This is a genomic window from Bacillus sp. GW823-FHT06A11 (assembly GCF_058795355.1).
This window is the reverse complement of sequence record NZ_JBXAHS010000003.1, coordinates 869,709-892,000: the sequence shown is the minus strand read 5'-3', so window position 1 is coordinate 892,000 and position 22,292 is coordinate 869,709. Positions and strand designations below refer to the sequence as shown.

The 22,292-nt window shown below is 33.6% G+C and carries 17 protein-coding genes and 4 pseudogenes; 19 read left to right on the top strand and 2 right to left on the bottom strand.

Going from position 1 to position 22,292, the window contains the following annotated elements:
- The first annotated feature begins 1 nt into the window (after nt 1).
- The 11 genes and pseudogenes from AC1Q8L_RS18715 to AC1Q8L_RS18665 form a co-directional block, all read left to right on the top strand.
- Nucleotides 2–739 carry a GntR family transcriptional regulator gene (locus AC1Q8L_RS18715; protein WP_000146290.1) on the top strand — a complete coding sequence of 246 codons (738 nt, stop codon included), beginning with the start codon at nt 2–4 and terminating at the stop codon, nt 737–739.
- Between the two features lie 275 nt (nt 740–1,014).
- Nucleotides 1,015–1,410, top strand: a complete 396-nt coding sequence (spxA, locus tag AC1Q8L_RS18710; protein ID WP_000236190.1) for a transcriptional regulator SpxA — start codon at nt 1,015–1,017, stop codon at nt 1,408–1,410.
- A 46-nt stretch (nt 1,411–1,456) separates the two neighbouring features.
- Nucleotides 1,457–1,591, top strand: coding sequence for a BA3454 family stress response protein (locus tag AC1Q8L_RS18705; protein ID WP_000573532.1), 135 nt, complete (start codon nt 1,457–1,459; stop codon nt 1,589–1,591).
- A gap of 189 nt (nt 1,592–1,780) precedes the next feature.
- Nucleotides 1,781–2,194, top strand: a complete 414-nt coding sequence (gene saiR, locus AC1Q8L_RS18700) for an Rrf2-family transcriptional regulator SaiR (RefSeq protein WP_001083465.1) — start codon at nt 1,781–1,783, stop codon at nt 2,192–2,194.
- A gap of 126 nt (nt 2,195–2,320) precedes the next feature.
- The gene (locus AC1Q8L_RS18695; RefSeq protein WP_000069639.1) at nt 2,321–2,653 is read left to right on the top strand and encodes an IDEAL domain-containing protein; all 333 of its coding nucleotides are present in this window, start codon (nt 2,321–2,323) and stop codon (nt 2,651–2,653) included.
- Between the two features lie 7 nt (nt 2,654–2,660).
- A pseudogene (locus AC1Q8L_RS18690) lies at nt 2,661–2,840 on the top strand (DUF3888 domain-containing protein); the annotation flags it as partial.
- Nucleotides 2,841–3,693: 853 nt separating this feature from the next.
- On the top strand, nt 3,694–5,013 hold the full coding sequence (locus tag AC1Q8L_RS18685; protein WP_001014190.1) for an aromatic amino acid transport family protein: 1,320 nt from the start codon (nt 3,694–3,696) through the stop codon (nt 5,011–5,013).
- A 424-nt stretch (nt 5,014–5,437) separates the two neighbouring features.
- On the top strand, nt 5,438–5,791 hold the full coding sequence (locus tag AC1Q8L_RS18680; protein ID WP_000526189.1) for an ArsR/SmtB family transcription factor: 354 nt from the start codon (nt 5,438–5,440) through the stop codon (nt 5,789–5,791).
- A gap of 1 nt (nt 5,792) precedes the next feature.
- Entirely contained in the window at nt 5,793–6,233 is a 441-nt protein-coding gene (locus tag AC1Q8L_RS18675; protein ID WP_000021461.1) for a hypothetical protein, read from the top strand.
- 100 nt (nt 6,234–6,333) lie between these two features.
- The gene (locus AC1Q8L_RS18670) at nt 6,334–8,097 is read left to right on the top strand and encodes a SulP family inorganic anion transporter (protein ID WP_001228489.1); all 1,764 of its coding nucleotides are present in this window, start codon (nt 6,334–6,336) and stop codon (nt 8,095–8,097) included.
- A gap of 286 nt (nt 8,098–8,383) precedes the next feature.
- Nucleotides 8,384–8,542, top strand: a pseudogene (locus tag AC1Q8L_RS18665) (alkylphosphonate utilization protein); the annotation flags it as partial.
- A gap of 155 nt (nt 8,543–8,697) precedes the next feature.
- Here AC1Q8L_RS18665 and AC1Q8L_RS18660 read toward each other — a convergent pair.
- A pseudogene (locus AC1Q8L_RS18660) lies at nt 8,698–8,832 on the bottom strand (VOC family protein); the annotation flags it as partial.
- A 482-nt stretch (nt 8,833–9,314) separates the two neighbouring features.
- Between AC1Q8L_RS18660 and AC1Q8L_RS18655 the strand changes: the two are divergent.
- The 5 genes from AC1Q8L_RS18655 to AC1Q8L_RS18635 all read left to right on the top strand — a co-directional run bounded on the left by AC1Q8L_RS18655 (nt 9,315) and on the right by AC1Q8L_RS18635 (nt 16,220).
- Entirely contained in the window at nt 9,315–9,686 is a 372-nt protein-coding gene (locus AC1Q8L_RS18655; RefSeq protein ID WP_000402471.1) for a DUF1304 domain-containing protein, read from the top strand.
- A gap of 501 nt (nt 9,687–10,187) precedes the next feature.
- Nucleotides 10,188–10,703 carry a heme-degrading domain-containing protein gene (locus AC1Q8L_RS18650; RefSeq protein ID WP_072939160.1) on the top strand — a complete coding sequence of 172 codons (516 nt, stop codon included), beginning with the start codon at nt 10,188–10,190 and terminating at the stop codon, nt 10,701–10,703.
- A 484-nt stretch (nt 10,704–11,187) separates the two neighbouring features.
- Entirely contained in the window at nt 11,188–11,787 is a 600-nt protein-coding gene (locus AC1Q8L_RS18645) for a nitroreductase family protein (RefSeq protein ID WP_000158938.1), read from the top strand.
- 340 nt (nt 11,788–12,127) lie between these two features.
- Nucleotides 12,128–14,356 carry a putative mucin/carbohydrate-binding domain-containing protein gene (locus AC1Q8L_RS18640; RefSeq protein WP_000826216.1) on the top strand — a complete coding sequence of 743 codons (2,229 nt, stop codon included), beginning with the start codon at nt 12,128–12,130 and terminating at the stop codon, nt 14,354–14,356.
- 166 nt (nt 14,357–14,522) lie between these two features.
- Nucleotides 14,523–16,220 carry a M4 family metallopeptidase gene (locus AC1Q8L_RS18635; RefSeq protein ID WP_001058956.1) on the top strand — a complete coding sequence of 566 codons (1,698 nt, stop codon included), beginning with the start codon at nt 14,523–14,525 and terminating at the stop codon, nt 16,218–16,220.
- Nucleotides 16,221–16,505: 285 nt separating this feature from the next.
- On the opposite strand, the gene AC1Q8L_RS18630 is transcribed toward AC1Q8L_RS18635, so the two are convergent.
- Nucleotides 16,506–17,501 (bottom strand): zinc-dependent alcohol dehydrogenase family protein, encoded by a 996-nt coding sequence (locus AC1Q8L_RS18630; RefSeq protein WP_000647254.1) that lies wholly within the window; start codon nt 17,499–17,501, stop codon nt 16,506–16,508.
- 363 nt (nt 17,502–17,864) lie between these two features.
- Here AC1Q8L_RS18630 and AC1Q8L_RS18625 point away from each other — a divergent pair.
- The 3 genes and pseudogenes from AC1Q8L_RS18625 to tkt form a co-directional block, all read left to right on the top strand.
- Nucleotides 17,865–18,380: pseudogene (locus AC1Q8L_RS18625) on the top strand (glucose-6-phosphate dehydrogenase); the annotation flags it as partial.
- A 365-nt stretch (nt 18,381–18,745) separates the two neighbouring features.
- A complete protein-coding gene (zwf, locus tag AC1Q8L_RS18620; RefSeq protein WP_016512522.1) occupies nt 18,746–20,230 on the top strand; it encodes a glucose-6-phosphate dehydrogenase in 1,485 nt (494 codons plus the stop codon).
- Between the two features lie 39 nt (nt 20,231–20,269).
- Nucleotides 20,270–22,264 carry a transketolase gene (tkt, locus tag AC1Q8L_RS18615; protein ID WP_000193055.1) on the top strand — a complete coding sequence of 665 codons (1,995 nt, stop codon included), beginning with the start codon at nt 20,270–20,272 and terminating at the stop codon, nt 22,262–22,264.
- Nucleotides 22,265–22,292: the final 28 nt, after the last annotated feature.

Below are 22,292 nucleotides of genomic sequence, written 5' to 3'. Positions count from 1 at the left end.
AATGGCAAGCGGATCAACACAAGTAAAATACCTCGGCATTTATCAAAAGATTAAACAGCAAATTTTAGATGGTGAATATAAAATCAACGAAAAAATGCCGAGTAGCCCCGTCCTTGCTGAAGAATTTGGTGTTTCAGCCCTTACTATTAAGAAAGCGCTGGATCTATTAGTTAGAGATGGCTACATCATCCGCCGGCGCGGAAGTGGAACAGTGGTGCAAGATTGGCGTCAACAGGAAAAGGCACGAATGATTCAAACTTTAACGGGTACGAAAGCTGTATACGGCAGTGAGGTAGAAAGTAAAATTATCGAGTTTGCGATTGTTGGGGCTGATGAAGTAGTTGCTGAGAAATTGGGAGTTTCAATCGGTGATTTCGTCTATAAAATCATTCGCCTCCGCATCATTCACAGCATTCCGACGATTATGGAGCATACATGGATGCCAATTTCGGTTATCCCAGGTGTTGAGGCTTCTGTTTTAGAGGAGTCGATATACTCACATATTCAAAATAAACTTGGTCTTGAAGTAGGGACATCTGTTGTCAGGGTTAAAGGAATTCGCCCAGATGATAGGGAAAAGCAGTTTATGAACTTAACAAATCAGGATTTCCTAATGCGAGTTGAACAAGTAGCTTATTTAACGGATGGACGAACTTTTGAATATTCTTATGCAGATCATCTACCCGAAACCTTTGAGTTTGAAACAGTCATTACTGCAAAAAATTATAAAGAGATATAAAAATCGGTTGAGGCAAGTATTGTCTCAACTGCTCCTATTATACGTTAATAGAATGAATCCAAGACTTAACATTTGATTTATAGAACTGTAAAGTTTAAAATTACAGTATAGTTTTTAGAAGTGAGTTGTTATCGTCTGTAAAATGTAGATAAATTAAATATTCTCGAATAAATAATATTGCTTGTATTTGATTCTAAACTGTAATTTTTTTTAATACATTTCAATAACCGATGTTTAAAATGTACGTTTCATAACATTAAAGGAGTGAGTTAAATATGGTAATTCTATATACAACAGCAAGCTGTGCCTCATGCCGAAAAGCGAAAGCATGGCTTGAAGAGCATCAAATTGATTATATTGAAAAAAACATCGTATCAAATTCTATGACAGTTGATGAGCTTAAATCAATTCTTCGTTTAACTGAAGAGGGGGCTACTGAAATTATTTCAACTAGATCCAAAACTTTTCAGGACTTAAATATAAATATTGAGGAGCTCTCGCTCAATGAATTTTATACATTAATAATTGAGCATCCACTAATGTTACGTCGCCCAATTATGCTGGACGAAAAAAGATTGCAGATTGGTTTTAATGAGGAAGAAATTCGTAAATTTTTACCACGTAGCGTTCGAACGTTTTTGAACATTGAATTGCAAAAATTGGCCAATTAATAAGTAGTATTTTTAGAAAAAGTTTTTTGAAAGGAGGAAGCAGAAGATGATTGAAGTATGTGTTACAGTTAATTATAATGATAGAAATTATCAAACAAATGTTATTGTGAGTAAAGATACGATTTGGACAAAAATTAAACAGTTGGCAGAAGAACAAGTGAAGAAACAGTGGAGTGTTTAATTTTATTTTCAACTTAAAAAGCTAAATGAAGTTATCAGATATAGGTGGGACCGGATAGAATATAAGAGAATTAATTTTTTATGGCAAGAAGTATTCTATATGTTTTAACGTTCTAACCTATCTGTAATATTTATGGCTATAGTATATTAATATATGAAAAACAATATTTTGAATCGTAGGAGGAAAATCATGAACAGCGACTTTACCTTGGCCATACACAGTTTAACTTATTTAGCTTTACAGCCAGATCGGATGTCAACAAGTAATGCTATTTCAGAAAGTGCAGGTGTACATCCAGTACGCATTCGCAAAGTACTAAGTTTGTTAAAAAAACATAAGTTTATACAATCGAAAGAGGGGACTGGTGGCGGTTTTATTTTCGCTCGCGATTTAGATGAAATTAATCTTTGGCATATTTATCAGATAACCTCTGAAGGTGCTTTGCAGCCGAAGTGTCCAGAATCAAACAATCAGTGTGTTGTAGGTTCGAACATGCGAAAAGTTCTTTTCGCTATTTTCTTAGGTGCTGAAGAGCATCTAGGTGAATACTTAAAGAATTATACAATGAAAGAAGTTGTTGACCTTATCAATCAAGAGCGTTAAGCGGCTTAATTATTATATAGCCGTGAGTTCTTAACACTTAAATGTAATGAAAAATATTACAGTATAATTGTTTTTATATCTTTTTTATCGTCACAAAAAATATTTATAGGAAGGTGAAACGGTAGGATGTCAAATAATAATCATGTTTTAAAAGTAGGAGATTGGGTTCGTGGAATATCAAATGAAGGTGAGTTAATAGTTGGTTATATTGTGTCACTTGATGATGTGGAGGATATAGTTACAGTTAGTATTGTGAAACGTGACGGCAAGTACACAATAAATGAAGCGATTTTACTCTTTAGTAAACACGTTAACAAACTTCCTGAATCAAAGGTAATAAATAAGGAACAAATCCTTTATCTTATAGATCTTGCATTATTAACAGGGGATGAAGAATGGTTTATCGAGCTTTCTTCAAAATTAAACTCGATAAAAGAGCTAGTTAATGAGGGATTTTAAAATTTAAACTTTTGAGGATGCACACAATCCGCCTTATGGAGAGGACATAATTACTTTTCGCATAAAAGGAAATGATGTAAAAACGATTCATTACAAACATAGAGATATTCCTGATAACGATAATTATGTAAATGAGCTGTCCATATGGGGCAGCTTTTTTGTTTTTTTACTCAGTGTATCTTTTTAAAATGTATATGAATTCAATATTAATAATATATATCCTAAAATTTGGTTTTTTTATTTTGGAATTTTTTCTTTTTACCTACATTAATTATTTATTAGAATATCTTTTATGTTTAAAATGAAATTTTTTGATAAAGGGGATATAAGTATCTTTATAATGAGTAACCTAGAAAAACAATGTATTATTGTATTTTTTTACTAACTAATTCAGCTTTAAGCGATAAAAACAATGGCTACATGCTAACTGTAAAATATTATCCATATAAAATTATTCCACTTTAATATTTCTGAAAATATAAAAATATTAATTTTATAAATATACACGTTATAATGAGGGCGTCGAGAGAAATTTTATTATCTCTGGAGAAAATATAAAAAATGCGATTACTAGTAAGAAAGGTGTGTGATTAGAGGCGAAATGTATGTAATGTGCTTCAGTGGCTTGTGTAAGCAATATCATCAGTGCTACCGAAGTTATGAAGGTAATGTATAGAATTGAGAAAGAAATGCCTCGCAAATGAAGAGAGGACGGTTTAGCTAAAATTACTGTTAAAAGTAAAAAAGAGAAACCATTAAAGTAATACACTGTTATTAGAAATGTTGCAACGTATTTATGAAGTCTATTCTATATTGTTCTCTTAAGAGGTCTTTATATAAAGAGCGGATATTACGAGTAAACTTTTTTGTGAACGCTAACAATTATATTAGGACGCTAACTAGCGAATGTTTCAATTTGGATTCATTATGATGAAGGACATACAAAGTGGGGCAACTTGTAAGGAATTCATTTTCCGAAAAGGGAATATTTGTTAGGCGTAAAGAGAGATGTAGGAATAGATACAAGGGGGAGTTATTATATGAACGGGAATACTGCAAAGAAAATAGAAGTTCAAGCTGAAAATACCGCACGAAAAAATGAGCAATATGCAGATCCGAAAAAGTGGCATAAGCAGGATACTACATGGGCACTCAGTCTATTTGGAACTGCAATTGGAGCAGGGGTGCTCTTTTTACCGATTAATGCAGGTTCAGGTGGTTTATTATCTTTACTACTAATTACATTACTTGCATATCCAGTTATGTATTACTCACATAGGGCGCTTGCTAAAATGATATACGCTTCTAATTCTGCTGATGAGGGGATCACAGGTACAATTAGAGAGTATTTCGGAAATAAAGCGAGTATCATTTTTAACATCGTATATTTCGGTTCAATTTATACAATCGTACTAATGTATTCGGTTGCGCTTACAAATACTGCAAGTAGTTTTATCGTGCATCAATTGCACATGCCAGAACCTCCAAGGGCTATTTTATCACTTGTATTAGTTCTTGGTCTTATCGCTATACTAAATTTTGGTCAAGATATTACTGTAAAGGTAATGAGTATGTTAGTGTATCCTTTCATAGTTTCTTTACTTTTTATCGCAATATCTTTAATTCCACAGTGGAATACGTCAATGCTTAGTTTTTCAGCTGTTTCAACTGCTTCAACAGGAACAGGCTATTTTGGAACGATATTGATGATTCTACCAATCATCGTATTCTCATTTAATCATTCACCTATGATTTCATCATTTGTTGTGAAACAGAGAGCTACGTATGGAATCGAAGCCACTGATGCTAAATGTGCGCAAATACAAAAGGTTTGTTATATCATGACATTCGCTGTTGTTATGTTCTTCGTTTGGAGTAGTGCATTGAGCTTGACTCCAGATGATATAAAAATGGCAAAAGAACAAAACTTATCAATTCTTTCATATCTTGCTAATGAGCTTAATTCGCCTGTAATCACTATTGCAGCTCCAATTATTGCTTTTGTGGCTATTACAAAGTCTTTCCTTGGCCATTATATCGGAGCATTTGAAGTAATGCGTGACATGATTATTAAGTTCGGTAAATCACGTGGAAAAGATATTGAAGAAAAAACAATTAAGACAGTAATCCTTACTTTCGTTGTATTATCATGCTGGTTTGTTGCTTATACAAATCCAAGTATTCTTGGACTTATTGATTCTCTAAGCGGTCCTTTAGTTGCTGCTATCTTATGTCTATTACCGATGTATGCGATTCAAAAAGTGCCAGTACTAGCTAAATACAAAGGGAAAATGAGCAACGTATTTGTTATTATTGTAGGTGTACTTACAGTTTTAGCAAGTATTAAGTCATTATTCTAATTCACTACTGTTGGTTTTAGTATCAAAATAGTTGGATCTGAGAAAAGAAGGAGCAAGTTTTGAATAGTTTTTTTCAAAACTTGCTCTTAAAATATTCTAATGAATTAATTTTACAAATAAGTTTATTCATATTAGTCATCTAGCGTTTTGGTTATATACTCATCCAATATTATCAAGACCTAAATCGAGAAATTTTAAATATCAAGCGCCTAACGTATTATATATCCCTAATATGTTAGGCGCTTTTATTTTGGATAATAAATTTTGAACCTGAATTTGAATAGTATCTCTATTTGATGCTTATTTAATATTGTAAAATTTGTATTGAAAATTCGAGGTTTTAAAAGTACCATATACATATTCAAACATTTGAAGATGTATATGGTACTTTTGAAAATTGAGGAAAAGTAACGGAGGGATTTCAATGGGAAACGAAATGCAACAATTTAAAGCAGATTTCTTTAAAGCCTTAGCACACCCTTTGCGAATAGGTATCTTAGAATTATTGTCAGAAGGTGAAAAAAGCGTAAACGAAATTCAAGATATTCTAAATAAGGAAGGTTCAGCTGTTTCTCAGCAATTAAGTGTACTACGTTCAAAAAACATTGTTGTTGGTAGAAAAGATGGAAAAAGAGTTTTATATTCTTTACGAGACCCTATTATTGTGGATTTATTGGTGGTTGCACGGAAGATTTTTAACAACCATTTAATCGATACGATTTCAATGTTAGAAGAGCTAGATGGAGCAGAAAGTGAAATGATGGCTAAGGAGGGATAGGTTGAGTATTGAGGTTAAGAAAGAAGATATCATCCAACATGGGATTGAAACATTTCGCTCATTAGGAGCTCATTACGTTTGTGAAGTTTGTATAAAAAGTGGAAATTCTTGTTGTTTTTCATGCCAACATTTACAAGATGGAGTTGGATGTCGAAAAAGAAATACTGCTTGTACAGCTTGGTTATGTGGAATTCAAGGTTTTTTATTTGATCAAATAGGATTACTGGATGAATGGAATCGTTTTTGGAGTGAAATTCCAGGACAAATGTTTCGTAGAGATATTACTCCAGATAAGGTAAGGATTAGATCGTTTATTGATACGAAGAAGCTAGATAGTCGAGCCGGAGAACGTCTAGCAGAAAGATTGAAATCCTATGTACAACAAGGTGGAGATATAGGTGAATTGGAGTGTCATTTAAGTAAAACATATAGTAAATATTAGGGTGGTTTTTCTTTTTGTGAAAAGGACAATTTTCTGTATAAGGGACCGAGAAATACATTTGTAATCCAGATCTATTAAAAATAGAAAAGAAGGGTTTGTAATGAGAAAGTTATTTACAGGAAGGTTTGAAGGATATTCATTAGCACATTTTCAAAAGGATCTTCTTTCAGGAATGATTGTTGGAGTTGTTGCGATTCCACTTGCTATGTCTTTTGCTATTGCCTCTGGTGTTAAGCCAGAGTATGGGATTTATACAACCTGTATTGCTGGAATACTCATTTCACTGTTTGGTGGTTCGAAGTATCAAATTGGAGGACCTACAGGTGCTTTTGTTCCGATTCTTTTAGGAGTTGTAATTACCTATGGATACGAAAATTTACTACTCGCGGGTTTGTTAGCTGGAATTATTTTATGTCTTATGGGAATCTTCAAGCTAGGCTCTTTAATTAAGTTTATTCCACGTCCTGTAACAATTGGTTTTACTTCAGGTATTGCTGTTATTATTTTTACGGGACAAATTGCTAGTTTTTTAGGTTTAACAGGTATAAAAAAGCATGAGGAATTTCTAGCGAATTTGAAGGAACTCTTCACTCATATCAGTACTACCAATTTTTATAGTGTTATAACTGCTTTGATTTGCTTTTTTGTTATACTCATAACACCAAAGATTTTACCAAAAGTGCCTGGTTCATTAGTAGGTGTTGTTATTTCAACTGTAATTGCAACTGTATTTTTCTCAGGTTATGTACCTACTATTGGTACAGCATATGGTACGATTCCAAATACACTTCCTCAGTTTGATATACCAGAAATCACATTAGAACGTATAAAGCAGTTAATTGGTCCTGCATTTGTTATTGCGATGCTCGGTGGAATTGAATCACTTTTATCCGCTGTCGTGGCAGATGGTATGACAAATAGTAAACACAACAGTAACAAAGAGCTTATCGGTCAGGGGATTGCCAATATTGTTACCCCGTTATTTGGCGGAATTCCGGCAACTGGAGCGATTGCACGTACAGCAACTAATATTAAGAGTGGAGCTGTATCTCCGATGGCGGGTGTTATTCACGGAGGATTTGTGTTATTTACACTTCTACTGTTAGCGCCATATGCTTCACATATTCCACTTGCTAGTATGGCCCCGATTTTAATGGTGGTAGCTTGGAATATGAGCGAGCAGAAACATTTTTATCACATACTTAAAATGAAGACGGGAGATTCTCTTGTATTATTGGTAACATTTTTACTTACTGTATTTACTAGTTTAACAACAGCTGTAGAGATTGGTCTTATGTTAGCTATTATTTTGTTTACAAAACGTATGAGTAATATGCTTGTCATATCAAAAGTGCTTCCTGATCATACAAAAAGAAATGAAAAATTGCTACCACATGTGGTAAATAAAGCTCATGATTGCCCACAAATTAGCATTTATACAATAGAAGGGCCATTATTTTTTGGGGCTGCTCAAACATTTGAACAAAATATTTTAGCGACTATTCATTATAAACCTAATGTTTTAATTTTACGTATGGGAAAAGTTCCTTTTATTGATACCACAGGAGAGTCTTACTTTAGGAATATTGTTCAGCACTTCAAAAAACAAGGTGGCGTACTTCTTATTTCTGGAATTCAATCAGAGCTAAAAGCCAATCTAGATAAGAATGGATTGTACGCTGAGATTGGGGAAGAAAACTTTTTTAATCATACCGGAGAAGCAATTAATTGTGCTTTAGGACATCTGAATACAAAAAAATGTATAGGGTGTAAGCATTTTGCTTTTCATGAATGTACAGGGCTTTCTCAGCAATCTCAGGAAATCAATACAATAAAGAATAAAGAAAATGCATTAGATTTTTAAAAATTTCACTTCACATACAAAGTTTGTTTGAGTTAATCTACTTTTTTAATCATTTTATTAAAAAAGTAGAGAAGAAGAAAGTTTGCTTTGGAGAATGTGGAGAAGATTTTTTACAAGGTGTGAACAAGTAGTTTTTTTATACATTCAACAAATAAGTATCAAACAGCAAGAAGAGAATATTTTCCCTACATTTAAACGAAAAACGAAAAACGAAAAACGAAAAACGGAAATTAAAAATAATATTTATTTAATAGAATAAACGAAAACGAGTGGAGGAAATAAAAATATGCCTAATTTACCAAATTGTCCAAAATGTAATTCAGAATACACTTACGAAGATGGGAATCTTTTTGTTTGTCCAGAATGTGCTCATGAGTGGACTTTAGAATTAGAAGCTGAAAATAGTGAAGATACAAAGGTAATTAAAGATGCAAATGGAAATATTTGAAATAGCTATAAGACTATTCTTTCGATGGTATGATGAAAGATGTGGAAAAGGAATAGGAATAGGTCTCAATCAGACCTCAATATTAATCTTCACCATTAGCAACAAAAAACCACCTCTCATAAAGGTGGTTTTTCAGTATTAATATATTTTAATTAATCACGTCTAAATGGACCTTTTGGAGCAATAAGCTCTAAATTAGTACCATCTGAATCGGGGAAGTAGGCAACTCCTGTACCAAATCCAGTTTTCTAGCCGTCTTCTTGAAAGATAATTGGTTCGTCATCTGGGTGCTATCCTATGCCCATCAAGCTAACAAAATGGATTGCCTCTGAAACAAAAAATGATTTTTATTACTATAAAAAACGTAAAGTATCTGTTTTTAGAAAAAATTAATTTTTATAAATTGATGGAGATATAACTCAATTCTTTTATATATGTAGTTAAATATGATTGTCAGAATGAACTTAAAGTAATTATGATTTCTAGAAATACGAACTGATGTTTTGAATTGGTTTAAAGTTGCTGGAACAAAATAAAACCAATTGAGCAAAAAAACTTGCAAAAATAAAAAGAGAGATGTATATTAATTGATGCATCAATAATTGATATATCAATTAATGTTTTAACAAGAAAGAAAAGGAATATTTTATGAAGGAAATGTTCGTAAATATCAGTGGAGAAGAACGCAAAATACTTATTCATGTTCTATTACAGATGCAAAAAAATGTAGAGAATATTAAAGAATAGAGAGTGTAGGGGGCAGAATAGTGTGGAAATAATCGCAGCTATTTTAGTCGGGATCGTAGCATTAGAACATTTGTTTATCATGATCCTTGAAATGTTTTTTATTGATTCAAAAGTAGCGAAACGTGCTTTCAAATTACCGAAGCATTTAGAAGGAGATCGAAACGTAGCCATTATGTTTGCAAACCAAGGTTTATATAATGGATTTTTAGCGGCTGGTCTCATTTGGGGACTTGTACTTGGGCTCAATCCAATTGGTTATATGGTCCAATTATTTTTCGTGATTTGTGTGGTGATAGCAGCTATTTTCGGAGGTTTCACATCTAATAAATCAATTATTGTGAAACAAGGACTTCCAGCTGTTTTAGCATTGGTTGCCCTTTTATGTATAATATAGAATCAAAGTTTTTCAATAAAAGAACTCATTTTTGAAAAGAATACGCTATTCTTTCTTTAGAATTATAGGAAAGGATGGCGTTTTTGTATGTCTATTTCTATATGTAGTGAATTATAACTATTCTCTCAAGGGACTCAACTGCTTTTCAGCTTTTGGATATATTTTCATCCATCTTTGTTTCCTCCTATTGTTGGATAGTGTAATAATTGATAAAAATTTTGATGAAATTGGATTATAACGATTGATCAAAAAAGTTAGTGATTAAAAATATTATTCTTTAGTACATACATTTTTAAGATGTTAAATATATTTCATAATAGTCTCTGTAAGATAGGGATAAGTAGAATAGTACTTTTTATAACTTTGAATGTCATTCATAATAGCACCAGTAAGAAGAAAACAAGCTTTACGGTACTACTAGTTACCAAAGATGTTACAGTAGTTTATTTAGAATCAGATTGATTGAAAGGTTGTACTATATGGCCTAATAATTTCGAAAAAATGTCGGTGTGGCATAAAATAATTATGGAGGTTAAAGATATGAGTACTTCAAATTTGCATGAAATAAGTAAACAAATTTTAAAAGAGGAGGAAACACTTCAATTTTCCTCTTTTACAAATGAAGATGCCTTGCAACTAGGTTTATTTATCGTTGAAACAGCAAAGCGAGAGGGGAAATTGATTGCTGTTGATATAACGAAAAATGGTGTGCAATTATTTCATTTCAAGATGACAGGGACAAATGAGGAAAATACGAAATGGATTGAGCGTAAAAAACGAGTCGTTTCCCTGCATGATCGTAGCTCGTATTATATGCAGATACAAAGTGAAATAACTGGGGTCTCCTATAATGAAAAATATCTTTTAGATACTTCAGAATACGCTGCGTTTGGTGGATGTTTTCCTATCAGAATAAAAAACGTAGGGGTTATTGGGATGATAACAGTTTCAGGATTACCACCAGAAGAAGATCACGAATTGGTAATAAGGGCAGTTAAAAATCATTTGAAGCAATAGTAAAAGTAAATGCGATGGTTAAGTAAAAGCCAAGAATGAACATATTATTGTTCGTTTTTGGCTTTTTATTATTTTTTCTTATAGTCGGCTAAGAGGGTTCTTTTACAGGTAGTACTTAATTTTGCAATGTTCTTTAAATTGCATCGTTTTGTTCGAGTGAGCGAAATTGCTGTAATTGAAGATGCTCTAAATTAATGTGAAATTTGGTGATTAAAGTAGCTACATTTCATATTTGTGTAAATATGAAACAAGCAGGATACATGAATAGAGAATGGGTAAAATAGTACCGAATGATGATTAGATTTTATGAATGATGTTATAAGGCTTTTTTTAGGAAAACTGAAAGAAGCAGTGTGTTTAGATTTAGAATGACTGGCAATGGGTGCTAGGAAGTTCAATGATTCAAAAATGAACTCATTTAAACGCATATTATCTTCGAGATGTATCATTTTGAAGAATATTAAAACTTAGGAGGAACGGAATTATGACAAAAGATTTCTATACTGCACTGAAAGAAAGACGTACTTACTATGGGATTAATAAAGAGGTACAAGTATCGGATGAAAAAATTAAAGAAATCGTGGAGTTTGCTGTGAAATATACTCCATCCGCTTTCAATTCTCAAACTGCACGATTAGTTGTATTATTTGGTGAAGCTCATGATAAATTATGGGATATTACCACTGAAACATTAAGAAAAGTAGTTGGAGATGGAGATTTTTCAGGAACGCAACAAAAAATGGATTCTTTTAAAGCTGGTTATGGAACAGTATTATTCTTTGAAGATGAGGCTATCGTTAAATCGCTTCAAGAAAAGTTTGCTGCATATGCTGAAAACTTCCCAATTTGGTCACACCAAGCATCAGGTATGCACCAATTAGTCGTGTGGACAGGTTTAGAAGCAGAGGGATTAGGGGCATCATTACAACATTATAATCCATTAATTGACGATGAGGTAAAACAAGAATGGAATGTCCCTGCTAATTGGAAACTAATTGCACAAATGCCATTTGGTAATCCAACAGCTGCACCAGGTGAAAAAGAATTCCAACCACTTGAAGAGCGTGTGAAATTTCATAAATAATAAACATTATTCATAAGGAATGAGTAAAAAGATTCTAGTTATGAATTCAATCACAAGTGTAACGATATATATATTAAAAAAACACGAAGACATTTAAGTCTTCGTGTTTTTTTAATTCATTTTTGAAAGTGATAAAGGAGTATAGGCAAAGATATTTTATTGTCGAATGTTAAATATTTATATATGTAAAATTACATATATTTAATGATTGATAATCATGAATTAATGTAACTATAATAATTACACTGGGAAATAACTTATGGACTACAGTTTTAAGTAACGAAGGAGGAATTTGTTTTATTGTATTTTGTATATAAAAAATAGAAAAGGAGATATGCAAATGAAAAGATTACTTGTTATAGGCATAATGTATACAATGTTTTTCCTCATAGGAAATATACACTTACATGCTGATGAACGAATAAATGCAAAAAAAATTACTAGTTTAGAAGAGCCTACTTGGATATTTCAGGCGGGCATAAGTAAGGGGAAATATCATGATCGACAAGATTTAGGATTTATTTTGAAGAGAAATACACCATTAAAGGTAAGACAAACAAATCCTAATTTTAAAGACAAATTAACATTACGTTTATTGTCTAATGACTCAAAAAATGAAAAATCCATACAAGTAGGAAATGAATGGGTTACTATCCAAGGTGATACGTCTTTAGTTCCTTTCATAGATACTCCGTATGGTGAAGAGCACGCTGTACTTGAGTACCAAGTAGGGAATGAAAGTGCTACTAAACCCCTTCCCATTTATAAACAACAAGGAAGTGTATCTCAATTTTTTAGTACATGGGATCAATTTGATGGAGAGTATGCGTTACTTCAAGGGGAGAGTTTTCAATTATTTGTACCTAAAAAAGATAAAGAGTTAGTAAGATCTTTAAAAGATTTTCAATCATTGGATGAGTTAATTGTGTATTATGAAGATATTTTTGTGATGTATGATTCAATTATTGGTTTAGATGGCTCAACGTTTGAAAATAAAAAAAGTCAAAATCGTTATTTCTTAAAAGCAGATATATCTGGTGCTGGCGGTGCCTATTATGGCACAAATTGGACAGCGAATAGTACAGATAGTACAAAGATGTGGTTAGATAAACTAAGTTGGGGAACTTTACATGAAATCGCTCATGGATACCAAGCTGGTTTTGATAATCAAGGAATATTTACAGGAGAAGTTTCTAATAATCTATTTGGTGTTCAATATCAATATAGTAAATACGGCAAAAAAGCAGATCAAGTTGGTTGGTTGTTTAATTTCGGGAAAAAGGAACAGGTAGAACGGAATTTATATAATGCTTTAATGAAAGAAAATAAAAATTATGATGATTTAGATTTACGACAAAAACTTATTCTTTTAACAATGGCGAAACAAAAAGCTGGCGATGAAGCATTTGCAAAAATGTATCAAGGTTATCGAAAACTAGCTAGCAATGCTGCTTTCAAAAAAGGTGACCATTCTTTACCAGATTTAATGAATCAGTATTATAGTGAGAATGGACAAGTTGATTTTACACCTGTTTTTGAAAGGTGGGGCTTTAAGCTTAATCACAAACAAATAGAGATGAATAGGGCGAAAGGTTTTCCGGCTGTTACTTCTTTAGCTTATATAGTGCCTGAATCACAATTAGCGAAAGCAAGAGCTATAGTTGATCCTGATATTCCGATAAACTCCAACTTCGAAATAGTTACGAATCAGCAAATTGCTCCACTTGGGCTAAAAGGGAATTTGCATATCCATTTAAATACAAATGAAATAGATACATTAAAAGGAGGAAAAATTAAATTAAAAGAAGGGAATACAGTTATTCAAGAGAAAACAATTGAAACAACAGATATCAATTTACAAGACGTACCAAATGGAGTGTATACGGTTGAAATTTCAGGTGGGAAAACGAATAGTATGTACCATTTCAGTTCGTATTATGCCTATGTAAAAGAAAAAGATAATAGTCTAAAGATTGATATTAACGAAATGAAAGTGAGTAAGTTGGTAAATGAAACGATTCAATTCCTAGGATTAGGAGATGACCAGTTTGCCGTATTAAATACAGACTTAGAGCAAAATCGAGCTATTTTTACGATTACTACTAAAACGCCTCATAACTATTATGCAGGTGAAAAATATGCATCGATAGAGGTCTTTAATGAAAAAGGTGAAAAAATTTATACGAAGGAAATGGAAGGAACAAATGTAACAATTGTAAAAGATATCATTCCACTAAAAGAGGGATATAGAATTAAAATCTATCATGATGAAATAAAAAAACGATTAACTAGTAAAGCTACTATTATTAATCCTATGAATAAAACGAATGAATTTATAATAACAAAATGGGGATTGAAAAATACTTCTTTGCAAAATAATCCAGAAGAAAATCTTATACAAAGAATTGATGAAGAAATGGAAGCGATTATAGGTAATCAGTTTTTAAAAGAGATACCAATGCAAAAATTAGAAATGAAAAAGAATGTGTGGATGGCAATAAATATGTTATCAGAACCACAAAAAATAACGTATATGAATAAATATAAAGATAGCTTATATAATGAATAATTTTTGAGAAATGAATTGAATCTAAAAAAGTAGCAAACCAATCTATTAACCTATGTATGTAGAGGTATGTAAAAACGATTGGCTATAGTTAAAATTTTTTATCTATGCTTAAAATTCTAAAATACATTTATTTAATTTAATAATACGATTATAAAGGGGTAAAAATATGAATAATTTCGTAAAGGTAGGTTTAACTACAGGAGTGGTGTTATCGGCGATTATGCCTTATGGAGGAGTACATGCGGAAACAGAAGATTTAAAAGTGGAAACAAAGGAAGATACGTTCCGAACAGGTAATTTAACAGCACCTTCTCAAAATTCGGCAGAAAATGTAGCAAAGGATGCACTAAAAGGAAAAACAGAACAAGCATTATCATCAAAGCAAGTTAATACGGAATCCAAAGTTAATTATAATGTTACGCAAAGTCGTAAATCTTATGATGGTACTACATTGGTACGTCTTCAACAAACGTATGAAGGACGTGATGTATACGGATATCAACTAACAGCACATATTAATGATGATGGTGTACTTACGAGCGTTTCGGGAGATAGTGCCCAAAATTTACAACAACAGGAAGATTTGAAACAACCTATTACTCTATCAGAAGAGGATGCAAAGAAACAGCTTTTCAACATCTATGGAAATGATCTCACATTTATCGAAGAACCAGAAATTAAACAAGTGGTATATGTAGATGAAAATACAAATAAAGCTACAAACGCATATCAAATTACTTTTAGTGCATCTACACCTGAATATGTATCCGGTACAGTATTAATTGATGCTTTTGGTGGTAATCTATTAAAAGAACTCGTTCAAAAATTGGGTATACAAGTAGAGAGTAGTATTGTCCAATCTGCGACATCAAATAAATCAACAGATCCTTCAAAATTAACAGGTACAGGAAAAGATGACTTAGGTATTAATCGTACGTTTGGAATTACACAAAGAAGTGATGGAACGTACATGCTTGCAGATTATTCTCGTGGTAAGGGAATTGAAACATATACTGCTAATTATAAAGATTATAATAATTATAGAAGAAATGTATGGGGTTATCTCGATGATTTAGTAACAAGTAATTCTACAAATTTTACAGATCCTAAAGCAGTTAGTGCCCATTATTTAGCAACGAAAGTATATGATTTTTATCAAGAAAAATATGGCCGTAACAGCTTTGATAATAACGGACAAAAAGTAATTTCTGTCGTTCATGGTTGGAACACAAATGGTACGAATAAAGGAAATCCTAAGCAGTGGTTTAATGCATTTAGTAATGGAGCTATGCTAGTATACGGAGATCCAATTGTTAGAGCATTTGATGTGGCAGGACATGAATTTACACACGCGGTTACAAGAAATGAGTCTGGACTTGAGTACGCAGGAGAAGCTGGTGCAATTAATGAAGCGTTATCTGATATTTTAGGAGTAGCAGTTGAAAAGTATGCCAATAACGGAAAGTTCAATTGGACAATGGGAGAACAATCAGGTCGTATTTTTAGAGATATGAAAAACCCATCATCTATCTCTTCTAGATATCCAGAGGATTATAGGCATTATAATAACTTACCTATTGATGCTGACCACGATCATGGTGGTGTACACACGAACTCTAGCATTATTAATAAAGTAGCTTACTTGGTTGCTAGTGGTGGAAGCCATAATGGAGTAAACGTACATGGCATTGGAGAAGATAAAATGTTTGATATTTTCTATTATGCAAATACGGATGAATTAAATATGACTTCTGATTTTAAAGAATTAAAAGAAGCTTGTATTCGTGTAGCAACGAACTTATATGGTAAAGACTCATTAGAAGTACAAGCTGTCCAACAAGCCTTTAAAGCAGCGTATATTTAATATTATTGTGATGAATTACAAACTCTTTCATTTTAATATAGTGATTAATTTGTATTTATAGACAAAAACCTTGTAGAATTTTTCTGCAAGGTTTTTGAATGTTATCCCGCTATTTGCCGGGCGGTAAGACCCCGCCTCAAAATTTAGCTGTTATTTTTTTACTTGTTGTAAAGGATGGAAAGCTTTTAAGGTTGTGGCACGCCTTTTAAGAAAAAGATAAGGCGAAGCGATCTCGCTGTTATTTTCCAACAACAAACATTTGTTATTTGTATTATTTAGTGAAAGTTACCAAACGTTTTTCAAAACTATTTTACCTATTGCTTTATTTGACTCCAAATATTCATGTGCTTGTGCAACTTCATCAAACGTAAAAGATTTAGAATCTAGCAATGGACGAAGTTTTCCTTCTTCTACAATTTGCGTTATTTTCGTTAAGATTTCTCCGCAATCATTACGCTTATCTGTATGTAATATTTTTAACGCCATAAAAGTAACGTGCAGAGAGAGTCCTTTTGCGTGTAAAGGAGAGAGGTCATGGGTTGAACGAGCTGCAATAGTTACGACAGTTCCATTGACCGCAGCAGCTTCAAAAGAATGATCAAGATTCTTGCCGCCTACTGTATCAAATATAACTTCAAATCCGTTTCCATTCGTATGTTTTTGTACATATTCTTGAACAGATTCTTCTTTATAATTAATAGCTATATCGGCTCCTAAACGATGGGCTATTTCCATTTTGTTTTGCTGAGAAGCTGTTGTGAAAACTTTAGCGCCTGCCCATTTAGCTAGTTGAATGGCTACGTGTCCTACGCCACCAGTAGCTCCATGAATGAGAACATTTTGACCAGGTTTAATATTTGCACGATCAAATAAAGATTCCCAAGCTGTAATTGCAACTAATGGTAGAGCAGCAGCTTCTTCCATTGTTAAATTGTTAGGTTTGTGAGCAATTAATCGTGCATCAGCAAGCATAAATTCTGCAAGTGCACCTCCAGTTTCTTTAAAACCTCCGGCACATCCGTATACTTTATCCCCTGATTTGAATTTCGAAACACCTTCTCCTACTTCAATAACAATACCAGCTACATCGCCGTGTAATATAGCTGGAAACTCAGGAGCGACGGCTGAAACGGCACCACTACGCATTTTTGTATCGATTGGATTTACACTTGTTGCTTTTACATCGATTAGAACATGACCTGGTAAAAGTTTTGGTTTTGAAACTTCTTCTAATTGAAATACAGATGAATCCCCAAAAGAATGGATAATTTGTGCTTTCATAGTTTATACCTCCTGTTTGTGGTTATAGCATAGCAAAGTACGGAAAATAAGTATAATATTTTGAATTTTGTTAGTGAGAATTTTATATAGAGAAGGGGAAAGTACGTGAAATAATGTAACGTACTTGCGAAAGCAATTGTAAAGCTTTATGAAGAAAGGGTAGATGTTATTTTTGCAGCATGATTTATTCATTATGTTTATCCCGCTATTTGCCGGGCAGTAAGACCCCCGCCTCAAAATTCAGCGAAAGCAAAGAAGTTAGGTGGGAGTTGGGCTGCTCGTAAAAGCCCGATTGGTGAAGGCTAATAATCAGTGGGGATGAACAAAACCTCCACTGATTAAAGTTTCACTTTATTCGGAGCGACAGGGGATTTAGCGAAACGCAAAATTTACCCTGCTTTATATAAACTATTTAGTAATCAAAATATACCACAATCTATTTCGATTATCGGTATTGGCAGAAGGGCAATGTCAGATGTGGAATTTCAAACAAAGGTGGAACAATCCCTTGCTACATTTTCTAGAATATCTTCTGATGACGAATCAGGAGTAGAAGAATTTATTAGCACATTTCGTTATTGTCAATTAGATACAGCGAATATAGTGGGCTATCAAGATTTACTGAGCCTTGTAAAAAAGCGTGAAACAGAATTAAATATTTCTGAAAACCGTATGTTTTATCTATCTGTTGTACCAGAAGTATTTGATGTGATTGCTTTAAATATTAAAGAGAGTGGATTGTGGACTACAAAAGGATTAAACCGTCTTATTATAGAGAAGCCTTTTGATTATAATGTAACGTCTGCTCGCGAGTTTAACCGGAAATTAATTGAAGATTTTGATGAAACTGATATTTATTATATCAATCATTATCTTTGAAAATGAATGGTAACTAGGAATACACTTAGAAAAGTATTACAAAATAAATAGTATTTAATTCAAAACATTTTTATTGACGATAATAATTTATGTGGTTAATATACTAGACATAGGATTACTTAATTACTAAAAGTAATTAGATATAAAATATTTCGTTAAGTTCTATAAATAAGTAAGTTGCAGTAGAAATGCTTTGAATTGCCACTATTAATATTGGGGACAATGAGAGAGCGAAAGGTATAAAAAGAATTGGAATTAGATAACTCTTTGTTTTTTATAAAAACAGGAAGTATAAGAGTATGAGCTTCTGTACAATTCATTTTTAGTATATTGACGAGGATTATACAACAAGAGGGGGACTGAACTTGGAATCAATGACCTTTGTTTTATTTGGAGCGACAGGGGACTTAGCGAAACGCAAAATTTACCCCGCGCTATATAACTTATATAGAGATCAAAAGCTTCCAAAGCAAATATCTGTTATCGGGCTTGGAAGACGTCAAGTATCTCATGAAGATTTTCAAGAAAGAATAAAAGAATCAATAGAGACGTTTTCTCGTCAGAGGGAAGAAGGTACTCCGGAACTGGAAGGTTTTTTAGATAATTTTCGCTATTGTCCATTAGATGTGAGTAAGCCGGAAGACTATGAGAGATTATTACAAGTCGTTCGTGAAAGGGAAGAAGAACTACATATAAAAGGTAATAGAATGTTTTATCTTTCCGTTGCTCCTGAATTTTTCGAGACGATTGCTTTAAATATTAAGGAAAGCGGACTTGATAAAACGGATGGATGGAAACGCCTGATGATTGAGAAACCGTTTGGGCACGACCTTACATCTGCTCGTGAGCTTAATGATAAGCTTAGTCGCACGTTTGAAGAAGACGAGATATACCGTATCGATCATTATTTAGGTAAACCGATGATTCAAAATCTTGAAGCGCTAGAATTTGCAAATCCTGTTCTCCAGTCGATTTGGAATAAAGAACATATAGCGAATGTACAAATCACAGCTAGTGAAACAGTTGGGGTTGAAGAAAGGGCAGGATATTATGACCAGGCAGGAGCCATTCGAGATATGGTTCAAAATCATATGTTACAAATATTAATGATGACTGCTATGAATCTGCCGGAAAAGGTTAATGCGTGTGAAATTCGAGAGGAAAAACGAAAAGTAATGGAGACGCTTCGTAAAGTGAAAAAAGAAGACGTTCAAAACCATATCGTTCGCGGTCAATACGCTTCAGGAGAGATAAAAGGCGGGCAAGTTGTAGCATATAAAGAGGAACCAGGAGTAAATCCTTCTTCTAACATAGACACATTTGTTGCTGCTCGCTTGTGGATCGATAATCCGTTTTGGACTGGCGTTCCATTTTATATACGAACAGGAAAACGAATGAAAGAAAAGTCTACTCGTATTGTAATCGAATTTAAAAATACGTTAAAACAGCAATATCAAGATAATAATCCAAATGCAGAACCTAACTTATTAATAATTGAAATTAGCCCAGGTGAGAACGTTTCATTACAGTTAAATAGTAAAAATCCATTGAAAAATGGAGAAATTGAACCGATGCGTATTAACTTTACTTGTGACCAGGCGGATGTGGGAGTACCTGAAGCGTATGAGAGACTCATTCATGATGCTGTGAGTGGAGACGCTACATTCTTTGCACATTGGAGAGAAGTTGAATTGTCATGGGAATGGGTACAACCAATTCTTGAAGCGTTCGAGGAAAACTTATTACCGCTTCATGAATATGAGTCTGGTTCATATGGTCCAGAAGCGTCTAATGAACTGTTGCAAGAAAGTGGATTTAAATGGTGGTTAGATCAAGAGACGGAAAAATAAGTACTTTCTTTCATGAAAGCATTTAGGGGGACGATTACTATGACACAAAACATAAATCAATTAGCAGTGAATACACTTCGTACGTTATCGATTGATGCTATTAATGCGGCAAACTCAGGTCATCCAGGTCTTCCGATGGGAGCAGCACCAATGGCTTATGCATTATGGGCGAATCATTTAAATTACAATCCTAATCACCCAGAATGGTTTAACCGTGATCGTTTCGTTTTATCGGCGGGACATGGATCTAGTCTGTTATATAGCCTGCTTCATTTAGCTGGATATGATGTTTCAATTGATGACTTGAAAAACTTCAGAAAGTTAAATAGTAAAACACCAGGACATCCTGAGTTTGGTCATACTTCTGGAGTCGAAGCGACGACAGGCCCGTTAGGACAAGGGATTGCCAATGCTGTCGGAATGGCAATGGCAGAAGCGCATTTAGCGGCGAAGTTCAATAAGGATAGTCACTCTATTATAAATCACAATACGTACGCTTTAGTCGGAGATGGTGACTTAATGGAGGGTGTCGCTTATGAAGCGATGTCAATGGCAGGACATATGAAACTTGGCAAGTTAATTGTACTGTATGATTCAAATGAAATTTCACTTGATGGTGAATTAGGCATTGCTTTCTCTGAAGATATTCAGAAAAGGGCAGAATCTGTACATTGGCAATATGTAAGAGTTGAAGATGGAAACGATGTCGATGCTATTACAAAAGCTATTCAATCAGCGAAAGAAAATACGGATCAACCTACTCTTATAGAAATTAGAACTATTATAGGTTATGGAAGTCCAAAAGTTGCTGGAACGAACAAAGCACATGGTAATCCGCTTGGCGTAGAAGAGGCAACAGCGACAAAACAAGTGTATGGTTGGGATTATGAGGAAGATTTCTTTGTACCTGAAGAAGTAAAAGCTCATTTTAATGAACTGAAACAAAAAGGTATTGAAAAAGAAAATGACTGGAATGAGCAGTTCAACTCATACAGAGAGTCGAACCCTGCACTAGCAGATGAATTAGAAAAAGCGATTACAGGTGATGTTTTAATTGAAGCGAAAGACATTCTATCCTTTGATATTGAAAAAACGATTTCCACTCGTGTTGCAAGTGGGGAAGCTATTAATCATTATGTGAAATCGATTCCTTCTATTTTCGGTGGAAGTGCAGATCTTTCTCATTCCACTATGACAGATATAAAAGGTGAAGCTGTGTACGCGGTAGAATCGTATGCTGGACGAAATATATACTTCGGTGTACGTGAACATGCAATGGGCGCGGCAGCGAATGGACTGGCTCTCCATGGAGGAGTAAAACCTTTCGTAAGTACATTCTTTGTATTTAATGATTACCTTCGTCCATCGATTCGACTGGCTGCACTGCAAAATTTACCTGTTACTTACGTATTTACACATGATTCGATTGCTGTAGGAGAAGATGGTCCAACGCATGAACCAATTGAACAATTGGCAGCGCTTCGAGCAATTCCTGGTCTAACAGTTATCCGTCCGTCAGATGCAAATGAAACAGCAAGTGCTTGGGCGTATGCTTTACAGCAAACGGATGGTCCAGTCGTTTTAGTACTGAGCCGTCAAAATTTACCGGTGTTTAATGAAACGAAAGCGAACATAGAGAATCTCTCTAAAGGAGCTTACGTATTAACACAAACAAATGAAAATCCGGATGTAATTTTAATTGCGACAGGTTCTGAAGTATCCTTAGCTGCTAGTGCGAAAGCAAAATTAGAAGAAGAACAAGTTTCTGTTCGCATCGTTGCAATGCCGAGCTGGGAGTTATTCGATCGCCAATCGAACGAATATAAAGAATCCGTTCTTCCGTCTTCTGTAACGAAACGAGTATCTCTTGAGATGGGTGTATCTCTAGGTTGGGAACGTTATGTAGGACAAGAAGGAAAAGTACTATCAATTGAAACATTTGGAGCTTCAGGAACTGGAGCTGAAGTCATGAATCTATTTGGATTTACGACAGAAAATGTTGTTCAAATTACAAAAAATGTGTTGAATTCTTAAGCTATGACTGTGAATACCTTTCTGTACA

Excerpts from the sequence above, each read along its gene's own strand:
- AC1Q8L_RS18715 (WP_000146290.1), top strand. The coding sequence starts at position 2 with ATGGCAAGCGGATCAACACAAGTAAAATACCTCGGCATTTATCAAAAG.
- spxA (WP_000236190.1), top strand. The coding sequence starts at position 1,015 with ATGGTAATTCTATATACAACAGCAAGCTGTGCCTCATGCCGAAAAGCG.
- AC1Q8L_RS18705 (WP_000573532.1), top strand. The coding sequence starts at position 1,457 with ATGATTGAAGTATGTGTTACAGTTAATTATAATGATAGAAATTATCAA.
- saiR (WP_001083465.1), top strand. The coding sequence starts at position 1,781 with ATGAACAGCGACTTTACCTTGGCCATACACAGTTTAACTTATTTAGCT.
- AC1Q8L_RS18695 (WP_000069639.1), top strand. The coding sequence starts at position 2,321 with ATGTCAAATAATAATCATGTTTTAAAAGTAGGAGATTGGGTTCGTGGA.
- AC1Q8L_RS18685 (WP_001014190.1), top strand. The coding sequence starts at position 3,694 with ATGAACGGGAATACTGCAAAGAAAATAGAAGTTCAAGCTGAAAATACC.
- AC1Q8L_RS18680 (WP_000526189.1), top strand. The coding sequence starts at position 5,438 with ATGGGAAACGAAATGCAACAATTTAAAGCAGATTTCTTTAAAGCCTTA.
- AC1Q8L_RS18670 (WP_001228489.1), top strand. The coding sequence starts at position 6,334 with ATGAGAAAGTTATTTACAGGAAGGTTTGAAGGATATTCATTAGCACAT.
- AC1Q8L_RS18650 (WP_072939160.1), top strand. The coding sequence starts at position 10,188 with ATGTCGGTGTGGCATAAAATAATTATGGAGGTTAAAGATATGAGTACT.
- AC1Q8L_RS18645 (WP_000158938.1), top strand. The coding sequence starts at position 11,188 with ATGACAAAAGATTTCTATACTGCACTGAAAGAAAGACGTACTTACTAT.
- AC1Q8L_RS18640 (WP_000826216.1), top strand. The coding sequence starts at position 12,128 with ATGAAAAGATTACTTGTTATAGGCATAATGTATACAATGTTTTTCCTC.
- AC1Q8L_RS18635 (WP_001058956.1), top strand. The coding sequence starts at position 14,523 with ATGAATAATTTCGTAAAGGTAGGTTTAACTACAGGAGTGGTGTTATCG.
- AC1Q8L_RS18630 (WP_000647254.1), bottom strand. The coding sequence starts at position 17,501 with ATGAAAGCACAAATTATCCATTCTTTTGGGGATTCATCTGTATTTCAA.
- tkt (WP_000193055.1), top strand. The coding sequence starts at position 20,270 with ATGACACAAAACATAAATCAATTAGCAGTGAATACACTTCGTACGTTA.